Origin of the sequence: Enterobacter cloacae complex sp. P27C (assembly GCF_014895705.1) — a bacterium.
Lineage (GTDB): Bacteria > Pseudomonadota > Gammaproteobacteria > Enterobacterales > Enterobacteriaceae > Enterobacter > Enterobacter bugandensis.
This window is the reverse complement of sequence record NZ_JADBQB010000001.1, coordinates 661,403-686,350: the sequence shown is the minus strand read 5'-3', so window position 1 is coordinate 686,350 and position 24,948 is coordinate 661,403. Positions and strand designations below refer to the sequence as shown.

Annotated in this window: 31 protein-coding genes; 11 read left to right on the top strand and 20 right to left on the bottom strand. The window is 57.1% G+C overall.

Annotated features, from left to right (window positions below; translation table 11 throughout):
• Position 1: 1 nt before the first annotated feature.
• Genes IM291_RS03410 through IM291_RS03400 form a run of 3 tightly spaced genes read right to left on the bottom strand, consistent with a single transcriptional unit; the run spans position 2 to position 2,408 of the window.
• Positions 2–1,261 carry an NAD(P)/FAD-dependent oxidoreductase gene (locus IM291_RS03410; RefSeq protein ID WP_192986145.1) on the bottom strand — a complete coding sequence of 420 codons (1,260 nt, stop codon included), beginning with the start codon at positions 1,259–1,261 and terminating at the stop codon, positions 2–4.
• Entirely contained in the window at positions 1,258–1,977 is a 720-nt protein-coding gene (locus IM291_RS03405) for an SDR family NAD(P)-dependent oxidoreductase (protein WP_028013057.1), read from the bottom strand. The genes IM291_RS03410 and IM291_RS03405 overlap by 4 nt, the downstream gene beginning before the upstream one ends.
• On the bottom strand, positions 1,974–2,408 hold the full coding sequence (locus IM291_RS03400) for a nuclear transport factor 2 family protein (protein WP_041910128.1): 435 nt from the start codon (positions 2,406–2,408) through the stop codon (positions 1,974–1,976). Before IM291_RS03400 ends, IM291_RS03405 begins: the two co-directional genes overlap by 4 nt.
• Positions 2,409–2,665: 257 nt before the next feature.
• Between IM291_RS03400 and IM291_RS03395 the strand changes: the two genes are divergently transcribed.
• Together IM291_RS03395 and IM291_RS03390 are read left to right on the top strand one after the other, a co-directional pair.
• Complete coding sequence (locus IM291_RS03395; protein ID WP_024908361.1) at positions 2,666–2,863, top strand: hypothetical protein; 198 nt, start codon at positions 2,666–2,668, stop codon at positions 2,861–2,863.
• A 1-nt stretch (position 2,864) separates the two neighbouring features.
• Positions 2,865–3,641: a hypothetical protein gene (locus tag IM291_RS03390; protein ID WP_045261405.1), complete on the top strand. Its 777-nt coding sequence runs from the start codon at positions 2,865–2,867 to the stop codon at positions 3,639–3,641.
• Positions 3,642–3,708: 67 nt separating this feature from the next.
• Here IM291_RS03390 and IM291_RS03385 read toward each other — a convergent pair whose 3' ends face one another.
• Together IM291_RS03385 and IM291_RS03380 are read right to left on the bottom strand one after the other, a co-directional pair.
• Positions 3,709–4,110 (bottom strand): VOC family protein, encoded by a 402-nt coding sequence (locus tag IM291_RS03385; protein WP_028013054.1) that lies wholly within the window; start codon positions 4,108–4,110, stop codon positions 3,709–3,711.
• Positions 4,111–4,195: 85 nt separating this feature from the next.
• On the bottom strand, positions 4,196–4,777 hold the full coding sequence (locus IM291_RS03380) for a TetR/AcrR family transcriptional regulator (RefSeq protein WP_192986143.1): 582 nt from the start codon (positions 4,775–4,777) through the stop codon (positions 4,196–4,198).
• Between the two features lie 103 nt (positions 4,778–4,880).
• Between IM291_RS03380 and IM291_RS03375 the strand changes: the two genes are divergently transcribed.
• The 3 genes from IM291_RS03375 (at position 4,881) to IM291_RS03365 (ending at position 6,706) form a co-directional block, all read left to right on the top strand.
• The gene (locus tag IM291_RS03375; RefSeq protein WP_048998459.1) at positions 4,881–5,348 is read left to right on the top strand and encodes a nuclear transport factor 2 family protein; all 468 of its coding nucleotides are present in this window, start codon (positions 4,881–4,883) and stop codon (positions 5,346–5,348) included.
• Between the two features lie 90 nt (positions 5,349–5,438).
• Entirely contained in the window at positions 5,439–6,032 is a 594-nt protein-coding gene (locus tag IM291_RS03370) for a TetR/AcrR family transcriptional regulator (RefSeq protein ID WP_192986141.1), read from the top strand.
• Between the two features lie 74 nt (positions 6,033–6,106).
• Complete coding sequence (locus IM291_RS03365; RefSeq protein WP_192986139.1) at positions 6,107–6,706, top strand: NAD(P)H-dependent oxidoreductase; 600 nt, start codon at positions 6,107–6,109, stop codon at positions 6,704–6,706.
• 51 nt (positions 6,707–6,757) lie between these two features.
• On the opposite strand, the gene IM291_RS03360 is transcribed toward IM291_RS03365, so the two are convergent.
• On the bottom strand, positions 6,758–7,234 hold the full coding sequence (locus tag IM291_RS03360; RefSeq protein WP_192986137.1) for a WbuC family cupin fold metalloprotein: 477 nt from the start codon (positions 7,232–7,234) through the stop codon (positions 6,758–6,760).
• Positions 7,235–7,527: 293 nt separating this feature from the next.
• Between IM291_RS03360 and IM291_RS03355 the strand changes: the two genes are divergently transcribed.
• Positions 7,528–7,998, top strand: a complete 471-nt coding sequence (locus IM291_RS03355; RefSeq protein ID WP_192986135.1) for a hypothetical protein — start codon at positions 7,528–7,530, stop codon at positions 7,996–7,998.
• A gap of 42 nt (positions 7,999–8,040) precedes the next feature.
• On the opposite strand, the gene IM291_RS03350 is transcribed toward IM291_RS03355, so the two are convergent.
• A complete protein-coding gene (locus tag IM291_RS03350; protein WP_192971027.1) occupies positions 8,041–8,967 on the bottom strand; it encodes a LysR substrate-binding domain-containing protein in 927 nt (308 codons plus the stop codon).
• A 186-nt stretch (positions 8,968–9,153) separates the two neighbouring features.
• On the opposite strand from IM291_RS03350, the gene IM291_RS03345 reads away from it, so the two are divergent.
• Positions 9,154–9,591 (top strand): VOC family protein, encoded by a 438-nt coding sequence (locus IM291_RS03345; protein WP_192986160.1) that lies wholly within the window; start codon positions 9,154–9,156, stop codon positions 9,589–9,591.
• 45 nt (positions 9,592–9,636) lie between these two features.
• Here the strand turns inward: IM291_RS03345 and IM291_RS03340 are convergent, their stop codons facing one another.
• Together IM291_RS03340 and IM291_RS03335 are read right to left on the bottom strand one after the other, a co-directional pair.
• On the bottom strand, positions 9,637–10,530 hold the full coding sequence (locus tag IM291_RS03340; protein WP_192986133.1) for a dihydrodipicolinate synthase family protein: 894 nt from the start codon (positions 10,528–10,530) through the stop codon (positions 9,637–9,639).
• Positions 10,531–10,551: 21 nt separating this feature from the next.
• Positions 10,552–11,247: a B3/4 domain-containing protein gene (locus IM291_RS03335; protein WP_192986132.1), complete on the bottom strand. Its 696-nt coding sequence runs from the start codon at positions 11,245–11,247 to the stop codon at positions 10,552–10,554.
• A gap of 43 nt (positions 11,248–11,290) precedes the next feature.
• Here IM291_RS03335 and IM291_RS03330 point away from each other — a divergent pair, with 43 nt between their 5' ends.
• Both IM291_RS03330 and IM291_RS03325 read left to right on the top strand, forming a co-directional pair.
• Positions 11,291–11,893 carry an XRE family transcriptional regulator gene (locus IM291_RS03330; protein WP_192986130.1) on the top strand — a complete coding sequence of 201 codons (603 nt, stop codon included), beginning with the start codon at positions 11,291–11,293 and terminating at the stop codon, positions 11,891–11,893.
• 127 nt (positions 11,894–12,020) lie between these two features.
• Positions 12,021–12,641: a LysE family translocator gene (locus IM291_RS03325; protein WP_192986128.1), complete on the top strand. Its 621-nt coding sequence runs from the start codon at positions 12,021–12,023 to the stop codon at positions 12,639–12,641.
• A gap of 53 nt (positions 12,642–12,694) precedes the next feature.
• Here the strand turns inward: IM291_RS03325 and IM291_RS03320 are convergent, their stop codons facing one another.
• Positions 12,695–13,489 (bottom strand): helix-turn-helix domain-containing protein, encoded by a 795-nt coding sequence (locus IM291_RS03320; protein ID WP_028013041.1) that lies wholly within the window; start codon positions 13,487–13,489, stop codon positions 12,695–12,697.
• A gap of 109 nt (positions 13,490–13,598) precedes the next feature.
• On the opposite strand from IM291_RS03320, the gene IM291_RS03315 reads away from it, so the two are divergent.
• A complete protein-coding gene (locus IM291_RS03315; RefSeq protein ID WP_032674705.1) occupies positions 13,599–14,390 on the top strand; it encodes a sulfite exporter TauE/SafE family protein in 792 nt (263 codons plus the stop codon).
• A 117-nt stretch (positions 14,391–14,507) separates the two neighbouring features.
• Here the strand turns inward: IM291_RS03315 and IM291_RS03310 are convergent, their stop codons facing one another.
• Positions 14,508–14,990, bottom strand: a complete 483-nt coding sequence (locus tag IM291_RS03310) for a glutathione peroxidase (protein ID WP_028013039.1) — start codon at positions 14,988–14,990, stop codon at positions 14,508–14,510.
• A 136-nt stretch (positions 14,991–15,126) separates the two neighbouring features.
• Here IM291_RS03310 and IM291_RS03305 point away from each other — a divergent pair, with 136 nt between their 5' ends.
• A complete protein-coding gene (locus IM291_RS03305) occupies positions 15,127–16,398 on the top strand; it encodes a serine hydrolase (protein WP_192986126.1) in 1,272 nt (423 codons plus the stop codon).
• Here the strand turns inward: IM291_RS03305 and paaY are convergent.
• From paaY to paaE, 9 genes are all read right to left on the bottom strand, one after another.
• Entirely contained in the window at positions 16,307–16,903 is a 597-nt protein-coding gene (paaY, locus tag IM291_RS03300) for a phenylacetic acid degradation protein PaaY (RefSeq protein WP_192986124.1), read from the bottom strand. The genes IM291_RS03305 and paaY overlap by 92 nt on opposite strands.
• Before the next feature lie 9 nt (positions 16,904–16,912).
• Positions 16,913–17,848, bottom strand: a complete 936-nt coding sequence (paaX, locus tag IM291_RS03295; RefSeq protein WP_021241337.1) for a phenylacetic acid degradation operon negative regulatory protein PaaX — start codon at positions 17,846–17,848, stop codon at positions 16,913–16,915.
• 84 nt (positions 17,849–17,932) lie between these two features.
• The gene (gene paaK / locus IM291_RS03290; RefSeq protein ID WP_063942526.1) at positions 17,933–19,249 is read right to left on the bottom strand and encodes a phenylacetate--CoA ligase PaaK; all 1,317 of its coding nucleotides are present in this window, start codon (positions 19,247–19,249) and stop codon (positions 17,933–17,935) included.
• A 27-nt stretch (positions 19,250–19,276) separates the two neighbouring features.
• Positions 19,277–20,482, bottom strand: coding sequence for a 3-oxoadipyl-CoA thiolase (gene pcaF, locus IM291_RS03285; protein WP_047368479.1), 1,206 nt, complete (start codon positions 20,480–20,482; stop codon positions 19,277–19,279).
• Positions 20,482–20,904: a hydroxyphenylacetyl-CoA thioesterase PaaI gene (paaI, locus tag IM291_RS03280; RefSeq protein WP_028013034.1), complete on the bottom strand. Its 423-nt coding sequence runs from the start codon at positions 20,902–20,904 to the stop codon at positions 20,482–20,484. The genes pcaF and paaI overlap by 1 nt, the downstream gene beginning before the upstream one ends.
• Complete coding sequence (gene paaH / locus IM291_RS03275) at positions 20,894–22,318, bottom strand: 3-hydroxyacyl-CoA dehydrogenase PaaH (RefSeq protein ID WP_192986122.1); 1,425 nt, start codon at positions 22,316–22,318, stop codon at positions 20,894–20,896. Before paaH ends, paaI begins: the two co-directional genes overlap by 11 nt.
• A gap of 1 nt (position 22,319) precedes the next feature.
• On the bottom strand, positions 22,320–23,108 hold the full coding sequence (gene paaG / locus IM291_RS03270; protein ID WP_192986158.1) for a 2-(1,2-epoxy-1,2-dihydrophenyl)acetyl-CoA isomerase PaaG: 789 nt from the start codon (positions 23,106–23,108) through the stop codon (positions 22,320–22,322).
• Positions 23,108–23,875, bottom strand: a complete 768-nt coding sequence (gene paaF, locus IM291_RS03265; protein ID WP_192971020.1) for a 2,3-dehydroadipyl-CoA hydratase PaaF — start codon at positions 23,873–23,875, stop codon at positions 23,108–23,110. Before paaF ends, paaG begins: the two co-directional genes overlap by 1 nt.
• Positions 23,872–24,942, bottom strand: coding sequence for a 1,2-phenylacetyl-CoA epoxidase subunit PaaE (gene paaE, locus IM291_RS03260; RefSeq protein WP_192986120.1), 1,071 nt, complete (start codon positions 24,940–24,942; stop codon positions 23,872–23,874). The genes paaF and paaE overlap by 4 nt, the downstream gene beginning before the upstream one ends.
• Between the last annotated feature and the right edge of the window lie 6 nt (positions 24,943–24,948).

The following is a 24,948-nucleotide window of genomic DNA, read 5'->3' as shown; positions in this document are numbered from 1 at the left end:
GTCAGTTCCCCTCCCCGGCGGCTATTTCATTGACAACGTCCAGCGCGCTGCGCACGCCGTCTTCATGAAAACCGTTGTACCAATAAGCGCCGCAGAACCAGCTCCGGTGATGACCGTTGATCTCCCCACGGCGCGCCTGCGCACGCCAGCTTTGCGGGTTAAACAGCGGATGCTCATAGACAAAGCGTTGCAGGACGAAGCGTTCATCCACCGGCTCGTCCGGGTTCAGGGTGACGCAGAACAGTGGGCTGCCCGCAGGCAGACCCTGCAGAATGTTCATGTTGTAGGTGACGCAGGCGCTGGCCTGCTCCTGCGCGCTCAGGCGGTAGTTCCAGCTGGCCCAGGCGCGCTGCCGCACCGGCAGCCAGCGCGGATCGCTGTGCAAAACAACCTCGTTGCGCTGCCAGCCGATATCGCCCAGCACTTCGCGCTCCGCGGGCGTAGGATCCTTAAGCATGGCCAGCGCCTGGGCGGAGTGGCAGGCAAATATCACCTGGTCGAAGGTGTGGCTGCCGTTTTCAAGCTGGAGCGTGACCCCGCGCGCGTGGCGGCTCACCCGCAGAACAGGCGTGTTCAGGTGCAGCGTCAGGCGGTCGCCCAGTTTTTGCAGCATGGCGCGGATATACTCCCGCGAGCCGCCCGGCACCACGTACCACTGCGGACGCTGGGTGATATCCAGCAGGCCGTGGTGATGAAAGAAGCGCAGGAAGAGCGGCAGCGGGAAACGCTTCATCTCCTGCAGCGACGACGACCAGATCGCGGCCCCCATCGGCAGAATGTAGTGGCGCGCAAAAAACGGCGTGAAGCCGTGCTGGTCCAGAAACGTCTGCAGCGTGGCGTTCGGATCGACTTCCCCTTCAAGGGCCTGTTTCGCCAGGCGGTTAAAGCGGACGATGTCACCGAGCAGCCGCCAGAATGCCGGATTCACCAGGTTTCGGCGCTGGGCAAACAGCGACGTCAGGGTGTGGCCGTTGTACTCAAGCCCCGTCTCGGGGTTGTGTACTGAAAAGCTCATCTGCGTTTTTTGCCCGCTGATGCCGAGCTCGCTGAGCAGGCCCATAAAGCGCGGGTAGGTGCGGTCGTTGTAGACAATAAACCCGGTATCGATCGCGTATGTGCCCTGGGGCGTTGAGACGTCAACCGTCGCGGTATGGCCGCCGGGCGTGGTGCCCGCTTCAAACAGGGTTACCTGATGATGCCCTGCCAGCCGCCAGGCGCAGGTCAGCCCGGCGATACCGCTGCCGATAATTGCAATGTTCATGAGCGCACCATCCTGCGCAGCAGCGTGCGCTGCAAAAACGCGGGCAGCCCGGAGAGCAGCCGCAAAATAAGGCCAAACCCGGCCGGAAACGCGATATGCATTTTGCCCTTCGCCAGCCCGGTACGGATCGCCTTGACCGCTTCGTCAACGCTCACCCTGCCCGGCATGGCAAAATCGTTTTTCCGCGTCAGCGGGGTATCGACAAATCCCGGAGAGACGACCGTCACGGCAATCCCCTTTGGCTCCCAGTCCAGACGCAGACTGTCGGCAAACCAGCTCAGCGCCGCTTTGGACGCGCCGTAGGCCTCTGCCCGCGGGAAGGGAAGCCAGTGGGCCATCGAGCTCACCAGCACCACGCGGTTACCGGCAACCAGCTGCGGCTGCAGCGCGGCCAGGCAGTTCACTGGCCCGAGAAAATTAGTGGTCATGACCCGCTCCACTAGCGCCGCATCCACCACGCCGCCGTCGAGATATTCGCAGGTACCGGCGCAGAGAATAACCAGATCGGCGTAAACGCCGCTCAGCGCCTGGCGACAGGCGTCCCTGTCTGTCATATCGAACGGGCGAACGGTGAGATTGGGGCAGGTCTGATGTAGCGCTTCTAGCCGCGCCGGATCGCGCCCGCAGGCAATCACGTGGTAGCCGTCAGCGGCAAAGGACTTCGCCAGCCCCGCGCCGATGCCCGAGCTTGCGCCGGTAATCAGCACCGCCTTCATGATTTGACCCTCCGCTTCACGCCGCGTACCGCCCAGCCCAGCAGAGGGAGGTGTTCGTAGATCATCTCTCCCGCATCGTAGAAGTCCCGCTGACGGGTGATGAGATTGTTTTCGGTGTCCACCACCGAACATCCTGGCAGTTCAAGCGGCTCGCCTCCGGCAATGCGCGGATGCGACCAGTGCATTACCCAGGTGACAACAAACCGGTTCCCGCTGCAGAGCGGCGGATCGATGACAAAACGGCACTTCTCGACGTTTGCCAGCAGATGGGTGAAATAGCGCTGAAGCGCGAAAATACCGTTGTGCTCGCCGAACGGATCGATAAGGGTGGCATTCGAATGGTAAAGCCCGACCAGCGCGGTCGGCGGCTGGCTATCCAGTGCGGCGTAGTACTCAATAAACCGACTCACGACAGAGGGCAAAGTGCTCATGGGTCACATCCTGGCTGTAAACAACGTGGCGTAATCGCATAATTAAAACTTACACAATTAACGTTATTTGTCCAAGTTTGTGCAAATTTATTTTTTATTACCCATAAATATCAATAAATTGAAAACTCAATCATTTGACGGTTTTGTAGGCCGGGTAAGGTGTAGCCGCCACCCGGCTTTCACTTTCAGGTTATCCTTAAGGCAAATTCAGCCGTCATCTTCCAGGCTTATCCTTTTTATTCATAAGGATGCCTGACATGAAACGTTTCTTTCTCTCCCTATTCTCAAGCCCGGAATCCTTACTGCAGGTGATGAGTCAGCAGGAAATTATTGAAGCCGTGGAAGATGGCGATCGCATCATTATCGACCAGGACGGGAACGCCTCGGTGAACTACAAGAGCAACGAGGTGCGGCAGGACTTTCTGCGTCACGTCAACACGCTGAAGAGGGCCTGATATGGGAACGGCGATATTTATGGTGCTGATGGTCTGCGGGTACTGGTACACCAGCCGCGACCTGTCGACCCGCTTTAAAATCAAGCGTTCCTTTGGCTGGGACGTCTATTTTCTCGTCGCGCTTTACGGCTGTATTTTCGTTCTGCAGGGCGTAATCGCCACGGGATTGCTCTGGCTGCTGCTGTTCGCCCTTTCCGCCGCCAACAACGCTTTTCACTTTGCCTCACCGAAATACACCGACTGGCAAATCGACTTTATGAACTGGAGTTTTTTAGGCATTCAGGCGCCGGTGGTCGTAATGCTGGCGTTTGCCATTCTGTTTTGCCTCTACCGCTCTAACTGGGCAGGAAGCGCCAGGCTGGACGGCGAGAGCAGGAAAAAGCTCTACAAACGGCTTGCGCAGGCGAGCGGGATTGAACAACTGCTCTATCAGTGTATGGAACAAGGCGAGCTGGCGCAGGTCACACTCCGCTCGAGACGGATTTACGTCGGCATGATCCACACCGCGACGCTGGAATATGAAAAAACGGCCAATATCGTGCTGATCCCAATGTTGAGCGGGTACCGGGATGCGAAGACGATGAATCTGCGTATCGAGAATAATTACAGCAGGTGGTATGCGGAGCATGACATTACGCTCGACTCTGAACCCCGCAGCGCCATGTCATTCCGCAAGGTGATTTTACTCAATCAGATTGAGAGCATCTCGCTGTTCGATCCTGCCAGCGCCAGCGCGCTGTCGCTGGCACAGCGGGACGAGAGCCAGACGTCCCCATAATGTTGAGTACGCTCTGCTGGGAAGCGGGCACGACGAAAGGCGAATGACACATCATTTATGGTGATATTCACGGTTGCGCATTCTGATAAAGATCCCAGCGGTTGCCGTAAATATCTTCAAACACCACCACCGTACCGTACTCTTCCTCACGCGGTTCTTCGCAGAAATGAACGCCTTTTGCTTTCATGGCATGGTAATCGCGCCAAAAGTCATCCGTCTGAAGGAACAGGAAAACTCTTCCACCGCTTTGATTACCGATAAAACCTTCCTGCCTTTCGTTGGAGGCACGAGCCAGCAGGATATTGCAGTCGCTTTCCGGGTTGGGTGAGACGACGACCCAGCGTTTCCCCGGTTGGGGCGTATCCTCTACGAGGGTAAAACCCAGCCTGTCGGTGTAGTATTCAATGGCGCGATCGTAGTCATCAACCACGATAGCCACGCATCCCAGGCATCGTTTCTGCGTTCTCATATTTTTCGTTTCCTTTGGATAAATAGCTTACCGATTCGGTGAGTCGATATTCCAGCTACCGTAATACTTGCGGCAGATTCAGGACTTATTTCTGACCGGTCAACGCCTCTAATCCCCTTTTTAGCACATTTATTACCGTCTCTGAATCCATGCCCATCTGTGCATGAATAATGGCGCCGTCAATAAGCAGCATGATTTCATTGACGACGCGCTCATCAGCGATCTTCGTCAGCGACGCAATCATATTTTTAGTTTCGATTTTATGATCGCGGCATATCGCTTTTATTTCGCTTTCTATATCCTCGGATTTGGCTTCTGCGCTGGCATTAATAAACGCGCAGCCGTGGAACTCGGGCGAAACAAACCATTCATAAAGGGTTGCAGATATCGCATCAGAAGGTATTTCGCCTTCATCAAGATGTCGACGCAGCGTGCTCTCAAACCAGTTAATCCATATTTCATGTCGATAGTGCAGGTAGGCGAGAATAAGTAAACTTTTACTCGGAAAATGGCGATAAAACGTCACCTTGGTCACCTTCGCCTCTTTAATCAGCGTATCCACCCCTGTCGCCCTGAAGCCATTAGAATAAAACAGATCGTGCGCCGTCAGTAATATTTTATCCCTGACGCTGATTTTTGCTTCGTTGCCTGCGTGCTCGGTTTTCACTTTTCGGTAGCCTCAAAACGGATGTTGACAGCGTTATTTTTCAGGCATAGATTAGCGTAAGTAGACAGACCTGTCTACATCATATAACACTGAGGTTATCGCTATGAACACTCGTCCTCCATTACCGCCCTTCACTCGCGAAAGCGCGATCGAAAAAGTCAGACTGGCCGAAGACGGCTGGAACAGCCGCGACCCGGCAAAAGTCGCGCTGGCCTACACGCTGGACACCCAGTGGCGCAACCGCGCTGAGTTCGCCACCAACCGCGAGGAAGCCCAGGCGTTTCTGGCGCGGAAATGGAAAAAAGAGCTGGATTACCGCCTGATTAAAGAGCTCTGGGCATTTACGGACAACCGGATCGCGGTGCGCTATGCCTATGAATGGCATGATGATTCCGGCAACTGGTTCCGCTCGTACGGCAATGAAAACTGGGAATTCGAAGCGGACGGACTGATGAAGCGTCGTTTTGCCTGCGTAAACGACATGCCGATAAAAGAATCTGAACGCCTGTTCCACTGGCCGCTAGGCAGACGCCCGGACGATCACCCTTCTCTGAGCGATCTGGGGCTATAAAGTATCGGCTCCGCTCTGTGGAACAACGGGTGCAGCAGCCTGCCCAAAACGTGTAAACTACCAAGAGTAGATAACAAAACCGAGGAAAGCATGGTTGTTAAGCGCTTAAGAAAAGAGGATCGCCGCGTGCAGCTGCTGGAAGTGGCGCGCGGAATCGTTCGTCAGCAAGGTACGGAGGCGCTGACCCTCGGCTACCTGGCGGAGCGGGCCAACGTGACGAAGCCTATTCCCTACGATCACTTTGGCGATCGTGAGGGGCTGCTGATGGCGCTGTATCAGGACTATAGCGATCGGCAGCTGGCGAAATTCCGCGAGACGCTGGAGGTAGACAGCAAAACGCTGGAGAAGACGATCCGCTTTTTCAGCGCCGCCTATATCGACTGCGCCATTGCCGCCGGACCTGAAACCGGGCCAATCGCCGCGGCGCTGTCCGGCTCTCGCGCGCTGCAGACGTTTCGGGAAGCATGCGTGGCCGAATGTGCCGACTGCCTGCGTACCGCGCTTTCCCCGTTTATCGTCTTAAAAGGCGTTCAGGGGGAAGCGGTACTGACGGCCATTATTGGCGCGGCGGAGGCGCTCAGCACCTCGGCGGGCAACGGCGTGCTCGCCCGGAATGTGGCAGAAGATATGCTCAGCGGCGCGATGTCCGGCGTGCTGGAGACTTACGTGAATAGCACAAAATGATCGTTGGGTGCGGATTGACAACTAAGTTACCAATAGTAATATAGGTGCCAATTCTCACCCACTTCGAGGTCGCTATGTCTGCAAAACATGCTATTCATAACGCGCTGATCGTGACGGCTCACCCTGTCGACACGTCGTTATCCCATACGCTGGCCGCCCGCATTGCCGGTAAATTACGTGAGCAAGGTACGCAGGTTGAGATCGCCGATCTTCATGCCGAAGGGTTTAATCCGGCGATGACCCGCGCCGATCTCGATTTGTATCACGGCGTTCCGAGCGCCCTTCCCGACGATATTCTGCGCGAGCAAAAGCGCGTCGAGCGCGCGGATATGCTGGTATTCGTCTTCCCGGTGTACTGGTGGTCGGTTCCCGCGCTTTTGAAAGGCTGGTTCGATCGCGTATTAACCCTGAACTGGGCGTATAAGGTCGCTGAAGACGGGCGAATTGTCGGTAACTTACGGGATGTCCCCGTCCGCCTGATTGCCACCGGCGGCAGCGATCTTACCGGATTTGATAAACACGGCTATTCGACGGCGATTCAGACGCAGATAATCGAAGGGGTATTTGGCTTCTGCGGGTTGAAGAACGTTAAGCTCGAAATCCTTTACCAGGCAGACACGGCGACACCTGAGCAGGTTGAGGAATTTCTGCAACGACTGGGCGACATCCAGTAAACCATACGGTGCTGGCGCGCTTTTCTGCGCGCCGGGAACACTACAAGAAAATTACAGGGTAAAACGCCCATCACCCACCTGTGCCTGGGCGTACCATTTCATCAGCTCTACAGTACCTGGCGCGTTCTCAGCAGGCGACCACGGGGCGGTATCGTGCTCAGGCACGGGCTGATACGCCCCGTGTTTTACCTCAAAAATGACGCCGCCTTTATCCAGCGACAGCACGGCATGCCAGGTTCCGGCATCCATCTCCAGGACTTTACACTGTTCGCCTAACACCACGCGCCGGGTCACGTTTCCGCTGTCGTCAAAATTCAGCACCAGAAAGCGGCCGCTCAGCGCCGTCAGCAGTTCAAACGTGTGCGGATGGCGATGGGGGCGGACATAGGTACCGGGTTCCATTGCAATGGCCAGGCGCTGCACCGGGTCACTCAGGTCAGGGTGTAAATTACGGTGTGCGCGTAAGCGAGGAGAATGTGCGGCCTGCTCGCTTTGCTGCTGCAGGTCACTAAAAGTAATTTGTTTCATATAAGCCTTTGAGAATGTGGCGATTAACGGCAAGCCGATTGCTGTACGACGTTATACCATCCTGAAAAGCCGATAAGCTAAGGCATTTGTGAAACAAAACGCTGCCGTGAGAGGATCTGCAATGTTGGAGCCCAGAGCGCCACATTGAGTAAAACTCACATTAATGCCAACTATTTATCGTTTTTGAAACATAACCGCACTGAAATACCATCCATTTACCCCTGGTATACCGCTGTCAAAAACAGATAGCGACGTAAAAACAATAAATAATAATGTGCGGATATGGAGCACCTATGACACTCGATGTTTTATTCCATTTATTGAAAACCCTCTCACCAGAAAAAAGCACCGCTGATGAAAAAATACCTGCGCTAATCACCTTACTTTCCTCAGAAAGTCATCGTTCAGAAGCGCTTTCGCCATTTATACATCGACTGCACCTGCTCTCATTTGCCCAGAACGCTCCTGGCAATGCCGAGGAGCTACTCTCAGCTCATATTACAAAAGACGACGGACTCTTCCCCCAGCCTGACTTCGCGGACTGGCCACGGGTGCGTTACGCGGAGTCCGGTGAAGTACAGACGCCGGAATCAGAAGAGTATTTTCGTAGAATGACCTCGGCTGCCAATGTGCTACGTTCTTCGCTGATCGACGAAGAGCGCGCAAAGGGGACGCCAGCGCTTTATATTCTGGATAAATTACTTAACCTGAATAGCGCACTGCCGGAAAGATATAAGAAGATGGCGAATATACCCTACGCGTAAACTTATTAAACAGGATAGTCCGTAAGGAATATCCTGTTTGATTTAAGACAGCCGCTTTTCATTATACTCAAGACAGACGATATCCAGCGAAGGAACGACCGGCGAATTGAGGTTAAGCCAGGCCAGCAACCGTTCAATACTCTGTCCTCTGAGCGAATTTTTCGGCCAGACAAGATAGTATCCGTCCCCTGTTGCTATCGCCTCCCGGAAGGGCAGCGCGAGCAGGCCGCTTTTCAGCGCGTCGAGCGTGAGCCGGAGATCGGCCATCGCCACGCCGTGTCCGTGCATGGCCGCAAGGCTTCCCTGCTCCAGGGTGTCGAACACGATCCCGCCGCTCATGTCGAGGCCGGGGAATAAGCCCGTCCTTTTCAGCCAGCGCTTCCAGTCCCGTCGGTCCGGAGACGGATGAATAAGATCGCATTCTGGAAGCTGATGCCGGGCAGGCTCCAGCAAAGACGGCGTACAAACCGGAATAAGCCATTCGCTGAACAGCAGCCTGCTCTCCGTTGATTCGCCGAAATAGCCGTTACCGAGGAGGATCGCACAATCGTAGGGCTCGCGGCTGAAGTCAACCGTGTCGAAGTCCATCCAGACGCTGGCAATTTCGATTTTCGGCTTCGCATGGTTCTCGCGAAAGGTTTTGAGAACGTTCAGGAGCCATCGCATCGTCAGTGTGCTCGGGGCCTTGAGGCGCAGAAGGTGGTTTTCACTTTTGAATGCGCGACAGGCCCACTCAATATTCGAGAAACTTTCGCTAAGCTGCCCGGCCAGAATACGCCCGGCGTCGCTGACTTCCACTCTCGGTCCCTGCCGTTTAAACAGCTCGCAGTCGAACCACATCTCAAGCGTGCGGACATGCCTGCTGACCGCCCCCGGCGTGATATTCAGGACTTCAGCCGCTTTGCTGAAGGAGTTCAGCCGTGCGGCAACTTCGAACGCGCGCAGCGCATACAGTGGCGGTAAAGACATACATTCCCTTTTTGGAAGGTGTAATCATACAGTTTTTGTATTATCGGCACACGATGACGTCAGCCAACATTTTTTATCGCCGAGGCGTCCAGCTGAGGCATGCCGATGATCCTGGCCTGGGTGGTGATGAAGATAGCTACTTTGCGATAATCTCTGTTCAGACTAACAGAAAAGAGGATGTTTAAAGTGCTGGCTTATATCACGATTGGGACAAATGACTTTCAGCGCGCCGTGAACTTTTATGACGCTATTTTTAACGTGCTGGGCTATACGCGTCTGCCCGCCTGGACTGATAGCTGGGCAATGTGGGGAAACGAAAATCATCCGGATGACGAATTTAGCTTCTGCATTTGTCCTCCTTTTGACCAGCAACCCGCGACGGCGGGAAACGGGACAATGTTCGCCTTCAGAGCAAATAATGCGGACATAGTCAGACGCTTCCATGCAGCGGGACTCCGTGCGGGAGGGAAAAATGAAGGCGTGCCCGGAACACGGACCGCCTACGGCCCCGACTTTTATGTTGCCTATCTGCGCGATCCTGACGGGCATAAACTGGCGTGCGTTTGCCAGCATTATTCTCCTGATGCAGATAAGCTATCAGGCGAAGAAGAGTCACTTCAATAATAAAATTTTGCGGTAAGGACCGGTAGACACCCAGTCCTGCGGAGATCACTTCAGCTCCAGCGTGCTTATCACATGGGCAATATCCGCGATGTCGCCAGCTGACAACGGTTGCAGAGGGCGAGGCAGGCAATCCATGTCGGTAAGCCCAAGCACGCCAGACGCAGCGGCAATAACGCGAATACTTCCGCCATGTTTACGGAACAGCGACCACAATGGCTCAAGGCGGGTTGTCAGGGCTGTAACGCGTTGACGATCGTTTGCCGCCGCGGCTTCAGTGATTTGTTTCGCCATCTCAGGGAACAGACCGCCACACACGGAATACCACACTTCACAACCGGCGTTTAATCCCAGTCCCGCATAAGCGTCGCCACTGATACCGATTGTTACGCCAGGATGCAGATGTTGACGTAACGCCTTCACCCGCTCAGTTGCTGCAGCGGGGCTATTCGGGACGCCAGGGATCTTGACCGAGCGGACACCCTCAAGTGATGAGAGACGACCGTGGAGTTCATCCGTAAAGGTAAAATGCGTCGTGCCCGGATTATCATAGATACACACCGGTACAGACACGTGCCGGGTAACGGTCTCAAAGAGTGAGAAGACTTCTTCGTCACGGAGTGGCTGGTAGCTGACCGCCGGGAGTAACAGCGCATTCGCACCAGCGGCCTGTGCATCATCTGCCAGATGCAGAATGGCATCGGTACTGACCGCTCCCACACACACCATCACGGGGATGTTCCCTGCATGATGTTTGGCCAGTGTTGCTACGCGCTTGCGCTGCTCCCGGGTGAGATAGGCGTAGCTTCCGGTTGACCCCAGGATGCCCATTGAATCAACCCGAGCGTCTGTAAGACGGGAAAGGATATGGCTGAAACCCTTTTCATCCACGCCGCTGGCGGTGACTGGGGTTAATGGAAATGCCGACAAGCCGGTAAACATACATGTTTCTCCTGAAGGATATTACTGCTGTGGTTCTTCGATGAGAGCAACGTCAAACCACAGACCGGGCATCATTTTTTCCAGGCCCTCGGTCAGCATTTTTCCGGCTTCGTGAAGCATCTCCAGCGGCATCTGCGGGAGACTCTCCAGAATGAACCACATTTGCTGCGCTTCCACGCCTAAGCGGGTTCTGATCCCCTGTCGCCAGTTCCAGCGACGGCAGGTCACGCCGATATCATCACACCAGATAACCTCGCCTTGTGAAGGATACTCAACGGTGGTCTCTCCCTCTTTGACCGTATCAAAAGGTTCTGTTCCTTTTGCCACAGTCAGACGCGGCGCCCCCTGATAGGCAGAGAGATCCTCTCCACCAACCGGAACGGCATAGCGGAGACTGACGGCATTATAAAGATCAACGACAGGATCGAGCGCTGGCATCGTTCCGTCACGTAAGACGCGCTTGCGTAACGCATCCGCTGAGCAAGGGGTGCGTTTAGGTTTAGCCCCAAATTTTTGAAAAACGTCGGCCCATGCCGCCAGATGAGATTCCGCCCAGGCAGGCTCACCGGCCAGAACCGCCTCACAGGCTTCTCGCAGCGCCGTTTCTCCAGTGCCGGGATTAAGCACTGGCGCAGCTTTTACGCAGATACTGAGCGCCCGAAAACCGGGAGCAATACGATAAATTTCAGGAGAAATTGACGGAGATACTGTTAACACGTGATAATCCTGTAATGACCAATTTATTCCATGATAATGACCAATGACCAAAAAAGTCAATTTAATGACCGATGCAAATTCGATCGCCAGCTCCGTGAATGAAGCCGTATCGCAGCGAATTAAACTGTATCGTAAGCAAAAGAAAATCTCCCTTGATGAACTCTCGCGTCAGGCGGGTGTAAGTAAGGGAGCGTTGGTTGAGATAGAGGGATGCCGGGCGAATCCCAGCATTGCCCTGTTATGTCGCCTGGCTGCCGCGATGGGGGTTTCGGTGGCTGATTTTGTGGATGTCAGTGCCAAACCGACCGTGCATCTCATTGCTGAAGATGAGATCCCAGAATTGTGGCAAGGTGAAACAGGCGGGAGAGCAAGATTACTCGCAGGATCGGGTGGCCCTGATATGACCGAGCTCTGGATGTGGGAAATGCAGCCCGGGGAAAAGTTTGCGTCACCCGGCCACGCGGAAGGAACGCTAGAACTGTTTTATGTTCAGTCGGGCACGCTTACACTCGGCGTACAGGATCACGTGTATCGTGTAAAAACTGGCAGTTCGGCAACGGCCAGAACGGACGTTCCTCATTTCTATGAAAACCGGGAGAAGGACCCATTGGTATTCATCATGACAGTGCATGAGAAAGCGTCCTGAGTTGTAGCCCGGTATGCCAGCAGGGCTTTTCTCATTAAAGCAATTTACAATTTATTCACATAACTGCCTTTGTCTAATTGATTGGCGCAAAGTAAGGGGGTAACATCCACTCTTTCGGATAAAGAAAATGTCTGTTACTGATTCTCTCCTTGCCTTCTCTCTCGCGGCACTACTCCTCACCCTCACTCCGGGCCTGGATACGGCACTCATTCTACGAACGGCATGTGCTGAAGGTGGAAAGAAGGCTTTTCAGGCAGCTCTTGGAATTGATGCTGGCTGTTTTATCTGGGGCGCACTCGTTGCGCTGGGACTGGGAGCGCTGCTGGCGGTGTCAGAACTCGCTTATACCATACTGAAAATGTGTGGGGCAGCTTACCTTTGCTGGCTGGGTTTGCAACTGCTGAGGCGGCCACGTTCATCTTTCAATCACGGCGATGGCGTTAATCCTTCAGCGGGGAACTGGTTTATAAAAGGAATGCTGGGAAATGTACTCAATCCTAAAATGGGTATTTTCTATGTCTCTTTTTTACCTCAATTCATACCTGCCGGACATTCCCCCTTTGTATGGACTTTTATACTTGTCAGCATTCATGTCGCAATAGGGACAATGTGGTCAGTCACGCTCATTTTATCCACGCAGTTTGCATCAGCCATACTGAAGAAAAGCAGTGTTGTCAGGGGAATGGACAGAGCAACAGGAGGATTGTTTTTGTGCTTTGCGGCTAAACTTGCACTCAGCACAAGATAATCTGATTAACGCTAACATAGCTCAGAACGTCCGCTGTGGTCACATAACTGACGTTATGAACGGTGCCCTGTGAAGCTTTTGAAATCAAGCCGATAATACGAAGGCGGCTGTCCCGTGACACGGCGGAACATCGTGGCGAAAGATGATGCATTGTCGTATCCGAGAGTGAGTGCCACTTCATTCACCGGTTTACCTGTTATCAGCAACGTCAGCGCACTGACGACACAGGCTCGCTGTCGCCATGCAGAAAATGACATGCCGGTTTGCCGTAAGAAAAGTCGACGAAAGGTACTGGCGCTCATAAACAGCGTACTGGCCCAGCGCTCAGCAGGATCATGGATTGAGGGGTTGAGTAAAAACGCCTGACAAAGAGCCAACAGAGCCGGATGTTGTGGCAGCGGAATATCGAATTCGCGAACCGGCATTTCCGCCAGTTCCAGTAACAGCAGATTTACCAGCGCACGGTCGCGTGCGCTGTCATACATCAGCGGCAAATCCACGGCATCAAGCAACAACTGACGTAACAATGGCGATACGCTGATCACCTTACAGTGTCGATACTTAATCGATCCCGTCACGCATGTTGGTTCAATATATAAGCTACGCGTGGTCACACCTACAAACCGGACAGCGTGAGGGGTTTCGGGTGGGATCCATACTGCATGTTGTGGGGGAACAACCCACTCTCCGTTACAGGTTGAGACGTACATGAGACCCGTTGCGCCATAAAGCAGCTGCGCGCGGCGATGTTGGTGTTGTGGCAGTATAAAACCCTGCGCATAGTCATTGCCTAACGCCACCACTTCACGATCGAGCTTATCGACATCTTCAATTTTTACGTTGCGCACACCGGTCTCCGTCTGAACGATTTACAAAGGTAATTGAGCGCTGCGCAAATGGGAAGCAGGATGCTACCGGTATAAGCTGCTCGCTCATTTTCTGGTCGGGGATAATCTCTTGAACGATATCGCAATTATTGCACTGGCAGGCTTTACTACCGGTATCACCACGGTGCTCTTTGGTTTTGGGGGCGGTTTTGTCGTGGTGCCATTTGTTTATCAACTGATGCTGCGGCAGTCTGAGCTGGCAGGAAACGCCATGCATATCGCGGTTGCTACCTCAACGGCGGTGATGATATTTAACGCGGGCTGGGTCAGCTACCGAAACTGGCGCGCCGGCAAACTTTCAGCGCAGACATTGTTCCCATTATTATGGTTTATCGCCATCGGGGCTGTTGTGGGTTCCTGTCTGGCGGGAGTCTTCAGCGAGAATATTGTTCGCGCACTGTTCATTCTTTATATGCTGGTAACCATTGGCGATTGTTTGTTGCGCAAAGGTTTTTTTAGCTGCAGTTCCCCGCGTCGCTTGTCACTTTCTGTGGTAACGGGCGGCGGAGTGATCATCGGCATGATAGCCGCATTGCTGGGCGTGGGTGGCAGCGTGATGACAGTGCCATTATTACGGCGACACGGCTATGCGATGGGTGAATGTATTAGCGCTTCTAACCCGCTTTCTCTGCCTGTCGCGCTGTGTGGTGCCGTGACGTATGCGGTCATTGGTTGGCAAAATATTCCGGTGAGCGGATTTCTCGGTTTTATCAGCCTGAAAATTTTAGGCCTGTTGGTACTGACAGGCTGGGCTGGAATAGTTTTTAGCCGTCGGGTTATACCTGCTTTACCTGACATATGGCACGCACGAATCTATGTAATACTGCTGTGCCTGGTGCTACTGGCGATGCTGCTCCAGTAAACCCATCCATCGCGGCGTCTACTGGGCTACCTGTACCAACGTCCGCTCCTGGCACAGAGCGGACATAATGAATTTCGGCTATACCCGGCAAATGGATGGCTCTGGCGACAAAAACACTCACCTTCCCAGTGCCGCAACAATTGCCCCCTCCATTTTCTCTGGCGTCGTCATCGGTGCAAAACGCTTGAGCGGCTTTCCGTCGCGTCCGACCAGGAACTTGGTAAAGTTCCACTTGATCCGCCCACCCAGCACGCCAGGCAATTCGCTTTTCAGATAACGAAACATCGGATGTGCTTCAGCGCCATTGACCTCAACTTTCCCGAACATGGGAAAACTGACGCCGTAGTTAATGTAACAGGTCTTTGAGATTTCATCGGCGTCGCCGGGTTCCTGCTTACCGAACTGGTTGCAGGGGAAGCCCAGCACCACTAACCCTTGTTCGGCGTATTTCTTGTATAGCGCTTCGAGACCCGCATACTGAGGCGTAAAGCCGCACTGGCTGGCGGTATTGACGACCAAAACCACCTTCCCCGCATAGTCGGCCATTGAGATAAGACTGCCATCCAGGCGGGTGGCGGTAAGCTGATGAAAGCGTGTCATGCTGAAATCCTCAAAGCAGGCCGAAAAGCTGCTATGACCACCCACGCGGCGGCCTCCGTACAGAAAGTTTACATTCAAACAGGCTAAGTGTGATACATTCCCGCCGCGCCAATGACCACCACACTCGCTATCAGGTATGCAGAACATCACAAAAAAAATTCGCTGGCTTCTGTTTGCTATCCCATTACTCAGCGGTTGTGGCACGCTCTCGCAAATGTCCTCCCCGGAAGGTACCCAGGAACTCCTCACCCATGAATCGCTGGATGGCGACGTTGACAGCGTGGTGCGCCACTACATGGCGCAAAAGTCCGTTCCAGGAATGACGGTCGCGGTAATCCATAATCACGGCTCGCCTCAGTTTTACACCTGGGGCGTTACCGATGCGGTCAACCGCTACCCGGTCAGGCCCGATACCCTGTTTGCGCTCGGCTCGCTCAGCAAGGGGATCACGGCGGAAGTGGTGGCCTGTCTGGTGAGTGAGGGGCAACTGAACTGGAACGACAGCCTGGCGACATTGCTACCGCCGGGAACGCCGCTAAGTAAGGATGCACAAAAAATCACCCTGCTGGAGCTGGTAACCCACACCTCCGGCCTTCCGCGCCAGAATATGGATGTTCCGATGCTTGGAAAATTCATCCGCTACTTAGGCACGGGTGATAATTTCTACGGTGAACTGGACAGCGATAACGTGCTGCGTTATCTGGCGAACTGGCGCGCGCCGAGAGATAAAACGCCGCAATACTCGAATACCGGCTACGCCCTGATTGGCTATATCCTGAAGCACAAAACCGGCGAAGATATTCAGAGTTTAGCGTCACGCTATATTTTCCGTCCGCTGCACATGGTTAACAGCAGCTTTACGCCCCAGAAGCTCAAAGGATACCCCCAGCGGGCGCTCGGCCACGCGGGCGATCAGCCAAAATTCATCCCGCGCGGGCAGCTGACGCCAGACTGGCATTTTTCCAACAACATGGTGGCGGCAGCAAGCCTGTACAGTAACGCCGAAGATCTGGCGGCCTATGCCCGCTATCACGTCTCTACGACCCACAATCCCTTGCTGGACAGCGTCTTTGACGAAGTCAGAAATACCGATATTCAACGCCCCGACGGGGTGCAGGGCATTGCCTGGACCACCGACTTTATCGGTCTGGAAAAAATCACCTATCAGGTCGGCTATATCGGCGGCTACTCCAGCTTCATCGGCTATGACAAAGAGAAAGGCAATGCGGTGGTGGTGCTGCAAAATATCTTTAACTGGAGCAACTATATTGGCATCGCGCTACTGATGGATATGGCGAAAAAAGACGGCCTTACCGCTACATCGCCGACTTCGGCCTTAAGTTCTCGTCAAACGCCAGCCGTTTCCGGTCAGGCTCAGGCTCGCGCAGCGGCTCAACCTGGTGCATAGTTAGCTTGCAGCGCTCCACCAGCACCTGATACTCCCGCGTGCCCTGCCGCTTCCACGCCATCTCCTGCTCGCTCAGCTCGCGAATCGCTTTCGCCGGGCTGCCAATAATCAAGTGGTTGGCAGGCATCTCCGCTTTCGCCTTCACGAACGCCGCCGCGCCGACGATGCTGTTTTCACCAATCACTGCCCCATCCATCACCACCGCGTTCATACCCACCAGCGCGTTGCGGCGGATGATGCAGCCGTGCAGGATGGCGCTGTGGCCGATATGCCCCTCTTCCTCCACCACCGTGTCCTGCTCCGGGAAACCGTGCATCACGCAATTATCCTGAATGTTCGCGCCATCTTTCACCACGATACGGCCAAAATCACCGCGCAGGCTGGCATTAGGGCCAACATAAACACCTTTACCCAGAATTACGTCGCCAATCAGCACCGCCGTTGGGTGAACATAGCTTTCGTCAGGTACCACCGGCGTCAGACCGTCAATTTGATAAACTGGCATCTTCACTCCTTATGCGCTTGTAAGACCACCAAAGCGTTGATAGTAGAGCGTGCCGGGCACGGGCAGTTCACCCACGGAGGTTTCGCCCTTCTCGCTGACAAACGCCAGCGCCCCCGGCGCGACACGCTGATAGATATTAATGCAGAGCTGTCGGGCGCTTTGCCCCGCCCAGTGCGCGGGCAGTAACTCCTCCGGCAACAGTGGGTCTTTCAGCACCACGCGGCGATAAAAGTGAATCAGCAGCAGCTGGATCTGGAAGCAGCGCTCCGGCGTCAGCTCCTCCGGCGCGGCCTCCTTCAGCAGAGGCAGCAGCGGGCGGAACGAGTTGATAAACGACTCGTACATCGCGTTTTGCTCGGTTAACTGCCAGCACTCTTCCACCCGCGAACGCAGCGCGGCGCGGGAGAGCGCCAGCGGCGAGTGGGCTTCGAAGAAGATCACGTTTTCCGCCACGCCGGCATCATGAAGCAGGGACTGCACGTCCGCCAGATGCTGGGACGGCGAGGCCATCAGGCTCGGTGCCAGCGTGCCAAATCCTTGCCAGATGAGCTGTTTTTTCACATCCGCGAGCGTAGTTTTATCCAGCCCTTCGGAAAGCAGCAGCAGCCATTTGCCGTCCCAGGCGGGCAGCTCTGCGCGATAAATCTTATTCTCCGCGCGACGCGTCAGCCGCAGCCCCTTATCGCTCAGGCGGTAAAAGCTGCGTCGCCCGATGCGGGAGACGTCCAGCCAGCCCTCTTTGTTGAGGCGAAACAGCGCGGTGCGCACGAAGCGCTCGCCAAATCCCATGCCTTCCAGTAAAGCGGCCAGGCTGCCGAGCCAAATCTCGCCGCCGCGGTGGGAAAGCGCGTCACCGTATAACGAGGAGATAAGCGACGTTCCGCTGACGGGAACCGAGCTGACCGCGTGCTGGATAAAGGCGTCGAGTTTATTCATGTGATTCATTCTGTTGTTATTTTTGGCCTGGATGAATCATAGCATAAGCCCCTCACCCTGGCCCTCTCCCTAAAGGGGAGAGGGTCAGGTGTTTTAACCGTTCGCCGCCGCTTTACGCAGATCAAACACCCGGCAGGCTTTCCCCTCCGAGCGCGGGATGCTGCCGCAGTTCACAATCATCACGTCGGTGGAAATCCCGACCATCGACTTTATGCGGTGGCGCAGCTGGTGGCACACCTGGCAACGCTGCTCGTGCGTCAGCGTTAAGCTGCTCTCTTTCAGCTCCACCTTCACGGAAAGTGAATCAAGATGCCCACGACGATTCACCTCCAGCTGATAGTGCGGAGAAAGGTGTTCGAACTTCACGATCTCCTCTTCCAGCTGCGACGGGAAAACGTTGACGCCGCGGATGATCAGCATATCGTCGCTGCGTCCGCCGATCCGGTCCATACGGCGCATGCTGCGCGCGGTTGCCGGTAGCAGGCGCGTCAGGTCGCGGGTACGGTAGCGGATCACCGGCAGCGCCTCTTTGGTCAGCGTGGTGAACAGCAGTTCGCCCTGCTGGCCGTCATCCAGCGGCGTGCCGTCGTTCGGGTTGACGATCTCCGGGTAGAAATGATCTTCCCAGATGGTTGGGCCGTCGGCGGTTTCGATACACTCCATCGCCACGCCCGGCCCCATCACCTCGGAGAGGCCATAAATATCCAGCGCCGTAATGCCTAAGCGTTTTTCGATTTCACGACGCATGGCCTGCGTCCACGGCTCCGCGCCGAAAACGCCAACGCGCAGTGAGCAGGTGCTGGCGTCGCCGCCCATCTGGCGCTCCAGCTCCTCAATCAGGTTGAGGCAGTAGGACGGCGTCACCATGATCATGTCCGGCTGGAAATCACGGATCAGCTGCGCCTGTTTCTCTGTCTGGCCGCCGGACATCGGGATCACCGTCGCCCCCAAACGCTCGGCGCCGTAGTGCGCGCCCAGCCCGCCGGTAAACAGGCCATAGCCATAGGCCACGTGAATTTTGTCCTTTGCGCTGCCGCCCGCCGCGCGCAGGGAGCGGGCCACCAGGTTGGCCCAGTTGTCGATGTCACCCTGCGTGTAGCCGACAACGGTCGGTTTGCCGGTGGTGCCGGATGACGCGTGAATGCGCACCACCTGCTCCATCGGCACGGCAAAGGTATCAAACGGGTAGTTATCCCGCAGGTCCTGCTTGGTGGTGCACGGGAACTTACGGATATCCGCCAGCTCGTTGAAATCGTCAGGGTGAACGCCCGCGGCGTCAAACTTGCGTTTGTACATCGGCACGTTGTTATAGGCGTGGTGCAGCGTCCATTTCAGACGCGCGGTCTGCAGCGCCTGCAGTTCGTCAAGGGAGGCCGTTTCAATCGGATCAAGCTTTGTTGTATTTGTCATTGTAGGGTACTCACATTGTTTTTATGCTCAAACACGCTCAAGGATCATGGCAATGCCCTGACCCACACCGATGCACATCGTACACAGCGCGTAGCGCCCGCCGCGTCGGTGCAGTTCGTTACTCGCGGCCAGCGCCAGTCTGGCGCCGCTCATCCCCAGCGGGTGACCAATCGCTATCGCGCCACCGTTCGGGTTGACGTGCGCGGCATCATCCGGCAATCCCAGCTGACGCAGCACGCCCAGCGCCTGCGCGGCGAAAGCTTCGTTAAGCTCGATCACGTCCATCTCGTTAATGCTGAGTCCGGCGCGCTCCAGCACCTTGCGCGTGGCCGGGACCGGACCGAGCCCCATCAGACGTGGCTCCACGCCTGCCGTCGCCATCGCCACGATCCGCGTGCGCGGGACCAGCCCCTGCGCCAGCGCCATCTGCTCGCTGGCGACGATCAGCGCCGCTGCGCCGTCGTTGACGCCGGAGGCATTTCCCGCCGTGACCACCCCGTTCCTGCGGAACGGCGTTTTTAGCCCGGCAAGCTGCTCAAGCGTGGTGTCCGCGCGGGGATGTTCATCCTCGCTGAACTCGTTGACCGCCCCTTTTTTCCCCGGCACCTGCACCGACACAATCTCCTGCGCCAGAATGCCGTTCTGCTGCGCCTGCGCGGTACGCTGCTGGCTGCGCAGCGCGAACGCGTCCTGATCGGCACGGCTGATATTTAACAATTCCGCTACATTCTCTGCCGTTTCCGGCATGCTGTCAGTTCCGAATTGCTGATGCATGAGCGGATTCACAAATCGCCAGCCGATGGTGGTATCAAAGATCTCCGCCTGTCGCTGGAACGCGGCGGTGGCTTTGCCCATCACAAACGGCGCGCGGGACATGGACTCCACGCCGCCCGCAATCAGCAGGTCGCCGTCGCCCGCCTTAATGGCGCGTGCGGCAAAACCAATCGCGTCCAGCCCCGACCCGCACAGGCGGTTAATGGTGGTTCCGGACACCGTCTGCGGCAGCCCGGCCAGCAGCGACGACATACGCGCCACGTTGCGGTTATCTTCACCCGCCTGGTTCGCGCAGCCGAAGATCACGTCGTCAATCCGCTCCAGATCGAGCTGCGGATAGCGGGCCAGCAGCGCGCGCAGCGGCACGGCGCCGAGATCGTCAGTCCGAACGGCGGAAAGCGCCCCGCCGTAGCGCCCAACCGGGGTTCGAACGCCATCACAAATAAATGCGTCACGCATCAGGCCTCTCCTGTCACATTGCCGCCGATGCGGTGAGATTTTCCGCGAAAAAGGGCGACGGTTTTCTGTTGCTGGTTCTGAATTTCAATGTCGTACACGCCGGTCAGCCTGCCCTGATGCTTCACCCGCGCAGTGGCGGTGAGCGTGTCCCCGGCAAAGCCCGGACGCAGAAAATCAATTGAGCAGCCGGAGGCCACCGCCGCCAGCCCCTGACTGTTGCAGGCGTAGGCAAAGGCGGTGTCTGCCAGCGAAAACAGCTGTCCGCCGTGGCAGGTTTGGTGGCCGTTTAGCATCTGCGGGGTGATGGTCATGGACACCACCGCGTAGCCGTCGTCCATATCGACAATGTCCATCCCCATCGCCTGCGCGCAGGCGTCCCGTTCATACATGGCGCGGGCGTTGTGCCAGGCGTTATGACTCATAGCTACTCTCCAGAAGCGCGCGCTGGCGCAGCAGGGAACAGGGGCGATAGCGTTCTTCGCCGTAATGGCGCTGCAGGTTCTCCAGCAGCGTCAGCAGGCGCTGCCAGCCCAGACGCTCTCCCCAGGCGATCGGCCCGCTCGGGTAGTTGACGCCCAGGCGCATGGCGGTATCGATGTCCTTCTCACTGGCGACCCCTTTTTGCAGAGCATCCAGCGCTTCGTTGGCAATCATCGCCACCGTGCGCCAGACCAGCAGGCCGGGATAATCAGCAATCTGCACCACCCGAAGTCCCTGCTGCTGCAGGTAGCGGATGGCCTTTTGCGTCGCGGTATGCGGGTTGCTGGCGGCTGCGGCGATGATCGCGACGTCGCGCTCGATGCGGTCCACCATCACCACCGGGCCGTTAAGCCGCAGCGCCAGGGCCTGCGCGGTTTCGCCCTGCGTTTCGATCAGGTACATATCATCAATTTCTGTGACACTGTCACGTCTTCTTTCCACGCGCATCGGGCTGTAGCTGTCGTTTACGGTATCAGCCCAGCGCACCCCGGGCCTGTCGCCCTGCCAGTCATAAACGCCCTTCCCGCTTTTTTTGCCCAGTCTGCCTGCCAGCACCAGCTCCTGCTGCACCAGCGAGGGCAGAAAACGACGCTCCTGCCAGAAGGCGTTAAATACCGAGCAGGTCACCGCGAAGTTCACGTCCTGACCAATCATGTCGGTCAGCTCCAGCGGGCCCATCGGGAAGCCGCCGCCTTCGCGCAGGGCGGCGTCAATCACCTCCGGCGCGGCCACCTGCTCTTCCAGCGCGCGCCAGGCCTCGGAATAGAACGGACGCGCGACGCGGTTGACGATGAACCCCGGCGTTGACTGGCAGCGCACGGGCTGCTTGCCCCAGTTCAGCGCCAGCTCGCACAGCGCGTCGGCCACTTCCGGGGAGGTCGCCAGCCCGCTGACCACCTCCACCAGCTTCATGACCGGCGCCGGGTTGAAGAAGTGCAGCCCGGCGACGCGCTCCGGATGGTGGATATCCGCAGCAATCGCCGTGACGGAGATCGAAGAGGTATTGCTTGTCAGCACCGTCTGCGGCGGGCAGATTTCCGCCAGCTGCGAAAACAGCGCCTTTTTAACCTCCAGCCGTTCCGAGGCCGCTTCAATCACCAGTTCGGCCGCGGAGAGCGCGTCGATATCCGTGACGGGAAGCAGCCGGGCGAGGATCTGGCTCCCGGCATCGGCGGAGAGTTTTCCGCGCGTCACCCGGGAGGCCAGACGCTGGCGGATCCCCTCGATAGCGCGGGATATCGCATCGCTGGAAATATCGTAGAGCAGCACCTGATGCCCGTGGCTGGCCGCCACTTCTGCAATCCCCGCGCCCATCGTGCCGCTGCCAATCACGGCGACAGTCCGTATGTTGAGCATCTTATTTCCCCGTAAAGTTAGGCTCGCGCTTCGCGAGGAAAGCGCTGACGCCCTCGCGGTAGTCGTCGCTGCGACCGGCCAGACGCTGATAGTCGCGCTCCAGGTCAAGCTGCGCGTCGAGGGTGTTGGTTTCCGCAGCATTGATCGCCTGCTTGATCAGGCCCAGGCCGAAGGTCGGCTGCGAGGCAAAGTGCAGCGCCATCTGCTGCGCCGTGGCGGAGAGCTGGTCGTCGTCCACCACCTGCCAGATCATCCCCCACGCCTGCGCCTGCTCGGCGCTGAGTTTGTCCCCGAGCAGCGCCAGCCCCATGGCGCGGGCGCGTCCGGCCACGCGCGGCAGCAGCCACGTGCCGCCGCAGTCCGGCACCAGGCCGAGCTTGCTGAAGGCCATCACGAAGTTGGCCGACCGGGCGGCAATCACCGTGTCGCAGCCGAGCGCCAGCGTAGCTCCCGCGCCAGCCGCCACCCCGTTAACCGCGCAGATGACCGGCTTCGGCAGCTTTGCCAGGCGGCGCACCAGCGGGTTGTAGAAGGTTTCGACAGACATTCCCAGATCCGGCGCCGGGCCGTTGGGGTCGACGTTACGGTCGTTCAGATCCTGACCGGCGCAGAACCCGCGTCCTGCCCCGGTGATCAGCAGGCAGCGGATGGCGTCATCGCGCTCGGCCTGCTTCAGGCACTCGGCAAGCTGCTGGTGCATCACGTCGTTAAAGCTGTTCAGACGCTCCGGACGGTTCAGCGTAATGGTCATTACGCCCTGTTCTACGTGACTGAGAATAAATTCCACAATTAGCGTCCTTTAAAGTCGGGGGTGCGTTTTTGTAAGAAGGCGTCGATACCTTCCCGGCGGTCTTCGGTGGCGGAAAGCAGCGTAAACAGCTGGCGCTCCTGGGCCAGACCGGCCTGTAGCGGCACCTCCTGCGACTGCCGCAGCGCCTGCTTCGCCGCCTGCAGCGCCAGCGGAGAGTGTCGCGCCATCAGCGCCGCCTGCTTCAGGGCGTACTCCAGTGTCAGAGACGCCGGGAAGATATCGCTCACCAGCCCGGTGCCCAGCGCCTGCTCTGCGGTAATGCTCTCGCCGGTCAGCACCATTTTGCTGGCCAGGGATTTACCGACGCTGCGGATAAGACGCTGGGTGCCGCCCGCGCCGGGCATGATGCCCAGCGTGATTTCCGGCAGGCCGAAACGGGCGTTATCGCCAGCAATGATCACGTCGCACAGCAGCGCCAGCTCGCAGCCTGCGCCCAGCGCGAAGCCGTTCACGGCAGCAATCAGCGGTTTGTTAAACGCGTTAATGCGCGCCCATAGCTGCGGGCGGATATCGTTCAGGGTGGCGGGCAGGTCCTTCTCCGCCATTTCGTTGAGATCGGCCCCGGCGGCAAAGCAGCGCTCGCTGCCGTAAATCACGCAGACGGCGATGTCGGCATCCACGGCGGCAGCCTCAAGCTGTTCCGCAAGCTGCGCCAGCAGCGCATTGTTAAGGGCATTGCGCGCCTCCGGACGGTTCAGAGTCAGCTGCAGCACGCGGCCATGACGGGTAACAATCAGTTCGCTCATGCCATCCCCTTCGCGTCAAAGTCGACAATCACGTCGGCGGTTAACGGCAGCGACTGACAGCTCAGTACGTACCCGGCGGCCAGCTCGTCCGGCTCCAGGCTGTAGTTGGTTGCCATGTCCACCTTGCCGCGCAGCACTTTGCATTTGCAGGTGGCGCACACGCCGCCCTTGCAGGCATACGGCAGATCCGCTCCCTGACGCAGGGCAGCATCAAGAATGCTTTCGTCGTCCGCCGTCAGGGTGATTTCACGGTCGCGCCCGTCCTGGCGCACGGTCACTTTTTGACCCTCCGCCTGCACGTGCACCGCGCGCTTAACGGAGATTCCGGAGGTGTTAAAGCGCTCAAGGTGAATGGATTTTTCCGGCATCCCCAGCGCCTTCAGCGTCGCTTCGGCGTCGTCCATCATCGCCGACGGGCCGCAGATAAAGGCCTCGTCATACTGGCGGAAGTTGATCAGGGTTTTCGCCAGCGCCTGCAGCTTTTCCCCGTCGATGCGGCCATAGAGCAGGTCGCTGTCCAGCCGCTCCTGGCTGAAGATGGAGACCAGCTGCAGCCGCTGCGGGTATTTGTCCTTCAGGTCCGCCAGCGCCTGGCGGAACATCATGCTCTGGCTGCTGCGGTTGCCGTAGATCAAGCTGAAATGGCTGTTGGGTTCGGTTGAAAGCGTGGCGGAGATAATCGCCAGCATCGGGGTGATCCCGGAGCCTGCGGCAATTGCCAGGTAGTGGCCTTCGCGTTCAGCCTGCGGCTGGTAGCCAAACTGCCCTTGAGGAACCATCACCTCCAGCGCCATGCCCGCTTTGATCTCATCCCGGGCATAGCGGGAAAAGCGCCCACCGTCGATGGCTTTGACCGCCACGCTGATCTCACCCGGCGCGGTGCTGCGGCAGATGGAGTAGCAGCGGCGCAGCTCGTCTTCGCCCAGCGTCGTTTTCAGGGTCAGGTGCTGGCCGGGGCGGAAGCGGTAGGCCTCCTGCAACGCCTGCGGCACCGCGAAGGTGATGGTTACCGCGTCGCGGGTTTCGGGTTCCACTTTTGCCACTGTTAATGAATGAAACGTTGTCATGGCAGC

Bases quoted from the DNA above. Each gene is read 5' to 3' on its own strand.
- IM291_RS03410 (WP_192986145.1), bottom strand. From the start codon at position 1,261: ATGAACATTGCAATTATCGGCAGCGGTATCGCCGGGCTGACCTGCGCC.
- IM291_RS03405 (WP_028013057.1), bottom strand. From the start codon at position 1,977: ATGAAGGCGGTGCTGATTACCGGCGCAAGCTCGGGCATCGGCGCGGGG.
- IM291_RS03400 (WP_041910128.1), bottom strand. From the start codon at position 2,408: ATGAGCACTTTGCCCTCTGTCGTGAGTCGGTTTATTGAGTACTACGCC.
- IM291_RS03395 (WP_024908361.1), top strand. From the start codon at position 2,666: ATGAAACGTTTCTTTCTCTCCCTATTCTCAAGCCCGGAATCCTTACTG.
- IM291_RS03390 (WP_045261405.1), top strand. From the start codon at position 2,865: ATGGGAACGGCGATATTTATGGTGCTGATGGTCTGCGGGTACTGGTAC.
- IM291_RS03385 (WP_028013054.1), bottom strand. From the start codon at position 4,110: ATGAGAACGCAGAAACGATGCCTGGGATGCGTGGCTATCGTGGTTGAT.
- IM291_RS03375 (WP_048998459.1), top strand. From the start codon at position 4,881: ATGAACACTCGTCCTCCATTACCGCCCTTCACTCGCGAAAGCGCGATC.
- IM291_RS03370 (WP_192986141.1), top strand. From the start codon at position 5,439: ATGGTTGTTAAGCGCTTAAGAAAAGAGGATCGCCGCGTGCAGCTGCTG.
- IM291_RS03365 (WP_192986139.1), top strand. From the start codon at position 6,107: ATGTCTGCAAAACATGCTATTCATAACGCGCTGATCGTGACGGCTCAC.
- IM291_RS03360 (WP_192986137.1), bottom strand. From the start codon at position 7,234: ATGAAACAAATTACTTTTAGTGACCTGCAGCAGCAAAGCGAGCAGGCC.
- IM291_RS03355 (WP_192986135.1), top strand. From the start codon at position 7,528: ATGACACTCGATGTTTTATTCCATTTATTGAAAACCCTCTCACCAGAA.
- IM291_RS03350 (WP_192971027.1), bottom strand. From the start codon at position 8,967: ATGTCTTTACCGCCACTGTATGCGCTGCGCGCGTTCGAAGTTGCCGCA.
- IM291_RS03340 (WP_192986133.1), bottom strand. From the start codon at position 10,530: ATGTTTACCGGCTTGTCGGCATTTCCATTAACCCCAGTCACCGCCAGC.
- IM291_RS03330 (WP_192986130.1), top strand. From the start codon at position 11,291: ATGACCAAAAAAGTCAATTTAATGACCGATGCAAATTCGATCGCCAGC.
- IM291_RS03325 (WP_192986128.1), top strand. From the start codon at position 12,021: ATGTCTGTTACTGATTCTCTCCTTGCCTTCTCTCTCGCGGCACTACTC.
- IM291_RS03310 (WP_028013039.1), bottom strand. From the start codon at position 14,990: ATGACACGCTTTCATCAGCTTACCGCCACCCGCCTGGATGGCAGTCTT.
- IM291_RS03305 (WP_192986126.1), top strand. From the start codon at position 15,127: ATGCAGAACATCACAAAAAAAATTCGCTGGCTTCTGTTTGCTATCCCA.
- paaY (WP_192986124.1), bottom strand. From the start codon at position 16,903: ATGCCAGTTTATCAAATTGACGGTCTGACGCCGGTGGTACCTGACGAA.
- paaX (WP_021241337.1), bottom strand. From the start codon at position 17,848: ATGAATCACATGAATAAACTCGACGCCTTTATCCAGCACGCGGTCAGC.
- paaK (WP_063942526.1), bottom strand. From the start codon at position 19,249: ATGACAAATACAACAAAGCTTGATCCGATTGAAACGGCCTCCCTTGAC.
- pcaF (WP_047368479.1), bottom strand. From the start codon at position 20,482: ATGCGTGACGCATTTATTTGTGATGGCGTTCGAACCCCGGTTGGGCGC.
- paaI (WP_028013034.1), bottom strand. From the start codon at position 20,904: ATGAGTCATAACGCCTGGCACAACGCCCGCGCCATGTATGAACGGGAC.
- paaH (WP_192986122.1), bottom strand. From the start codon at position 22,318: ATGCTCAACATACGGACTGTCGCCGTGATTGGCAGCGGCACGATGGGC.
- paaF (WP_192971020.1), bottom strand. From the start codon at position 23,875: ATGAGCGAACTGATTGTTACCCGTCATGGCCGCGTGCTGCAGCTGACT.
- paaE (WP_192986120.1), bottom strand. From the start codon at position 24,942: ATGACAACGTTTCATTCATTAACAGTGGCAAAAGTGGAACCCGAAACC.